This window comes from Desulfurella sp., assembly GCF_023256235.1.
Lineage (GTDB): Bacteria > Campylobacterota_A > Desulfurellia > Desulfurellales > Desulfurellaceae > Desulfurella.
Genome location: NZ_JAGDWY010000047.1, coordinates 1 through 2,062 on the forward strand (window position 1 = coordinate 1; position 2,062 = coordinate 2,062).

Here is a 2,062-nt window from a genome sequence, read left to right on the forward strand (position 1 = left end):
TTACCTTCATGTGGCTGTACTGCAGAGGGACATCAAGGCGGCATAGCGCGCACCGGTGGCATGCCCGAGTTTAAGTCAAGTCTGTGGATACTTCGGCGGGGTACTAAATGGGTGCTAGCCGTATGTCAATGGAATAGGAAACAAGTTGCCGACTATAAACTGAGGGACAGAGAAGATTCATACACTTTAGTGTGAAAGGATGTAACTCAAGTAGGTCCATAAAGGGGAAACTGTTTTATGTAGCTCTTAAGACATTGTTCTATATTATGGAAATACAGGCTAGGATCAATGGCAAAATAATGAAAGGGGAAGTTATCGATATATCGTCGGAAGAGCTTTTGGGGAAGGGATACGGGGAAAAGCTTGGAAAGAAGATCGTTCTTGAGCCATATGAAATGCTGTACCTGCTAGAAAAGAAAACAATAGCGGTTAAAAATACAAATTCTCAGGTAAATCCTGCAGAATTTTTAAAACAGATAAGTTTTCAGCGTCAGGGGTTTTCCAAGTACTTGGTTTATAAAGATTTAAGGGATAGAGGTTATGTTGTAAAGGAAGGAATTGAACCATTTTACAGCTTCAGGCTGTTTGAAAAGGGAACTTTCAGCACTTCGCCAGCAAAGTACCGCATTTTAATTATAAATGAAGGAGACGACATAAGGGTCGATAAGCTGAAAAACTATATAATTTCATCCGTGACGCAGGAAAGGGGCTCAATGGTGGCTGTTGTTGATAGGCGGGGAGAAATAATTTATTATAAGAGCTTCCTAATTACCTCTGGCAGTAAAATTGAATGATTGGATAAAGATCCTCAGGCCGTATAACTCATTTATGAGTGGCATAGGAGTAATCATTGGAGCGGTGCTAGTCAAATACTTTCTGTTATACGGCCTGCTCCTTGGTTTTGCAACTGGATTTTTAATAACGGGCTTTGCCATGATTATCAACGACATTTTAGATGTAAATATCGATCGGATAAATAGGCCAGAAAGGCCATTATCTTCAGGAAGGCTGAAGCTTGGGTCCGCAAAGTATGCCGCGTTGATAATGCTAGCTCTTGGGATATTAGCATCTGCAGCACTTGGAGCTGTAGAACTTTCTATAGAAGTACTTTTTGCGCTATTGTCATTTTTTTATAACTGGAGGCTGAAGCGCCTTGGTCTGCCTGGGAATGTAAGTGTGGCAGCTTCAATGAGTATCCCCTTCGTATTTGGTTCCCTAATAAAGCCAGAACTCAATTCTTTAATAATTAGCTTGGCGTTGACAGCTTTTTTCGCTGGAGTTGGCAGGGAAGTGATAAAGGGCATATCTGACATAGAAGGCGATGCAAAAATGGGAGTAAAAACGGTTGCTGTGACTAGAGGTAGCCGTCAAGCTGCGATTATATCCACAGGTTTTATAATTGCTAATGCTTATAAAGTCAAGAGCCGCATTTTATTTCTTATGTTAGCTGCACTGGTTGTGTACATCGTTCAGGGGGTGATATAAAGTGTGGACGGAAAAGTACAGGCCGCATTCATTGTACGATATGATTGGCAATGAATATGCTAGAAAGTATATCGCTTCCTGGATAAGGGGGTGGAAAAGGGGTAATAAACCTCTGCTAATTATAGGACCACCAGGCACCGGTAAAACGACACTTGTCAGAGCAATGTCAAATGACTTTGGGTATTATGTATTTGAGCTAAATGCAAGCGATTTAAGAACAAGGGAAAAACTAGAGTCCATGCTTTCAAATATAAGTAGCATCAACCTTTACGGCCAACCAGTGCTCGTGTTTCTCGATGAGATAGATGGAATTTTTTCAAGAGGGGACCAGGGGGGGATGGATTACATAAGTAAGTACATCGAGGATTCCGTGGTTCCTGTTGTGATGGCTGCAAATAATAAAAAGGATTCAATGAAAGAAGTTTTCAAAAAAAGCACAGTTATTGAATTTAAAAGAATACCTAACAGAGAAATAGAACTAATGCTGAGCTACATAGCGGGCAAGGAACATATCCACCTAAGTTATGACAAGATACAGACAATTGTGAGGGAGAGCAACGGCGATATGAGATACGAG

3 protein-coding genes are annotated in these 2,062 nt (G+C 40.9%); all 3 read left to right on the top strand.

From position 1 onward, the window contains the following. Positions 1-266 precede the first annotated feature (266 nt). On the top strand, positions 267-794 hold the full coding sequence (locus Q0C22_RS04780) for a hypothetical protein (protein ID WP_291492300.1): 528 nt from the start codon (positions 267-269) through the stop codon (positions 792-794). Continuing rightward, the gene (locus Q0C22_RS04785; RefSeq protein WP_291492302.1) at positions 787-1,485 is read left to right on the top strand and encodes a UbiA family prenyltransferase; all 699 of its coding nucleotides are present in this window, start codon (positions 787-789) and stop codon (positions 1,483-1,485) included. Before Q0C22_RS04780 ends, Q0C22_RS04785 begins: the two co-directional genes overlap by 8 nt. Before the next feature lies 1 nt (position 1,486). After that, positions 1,487-2,062, top strand: a 576-nt coding sequence (locus tag Q0C22_RS04790; protein ID WP_291492304.1) for an AAA family ATPase, incomplete at its 3' end; no start/stop codon positions are given.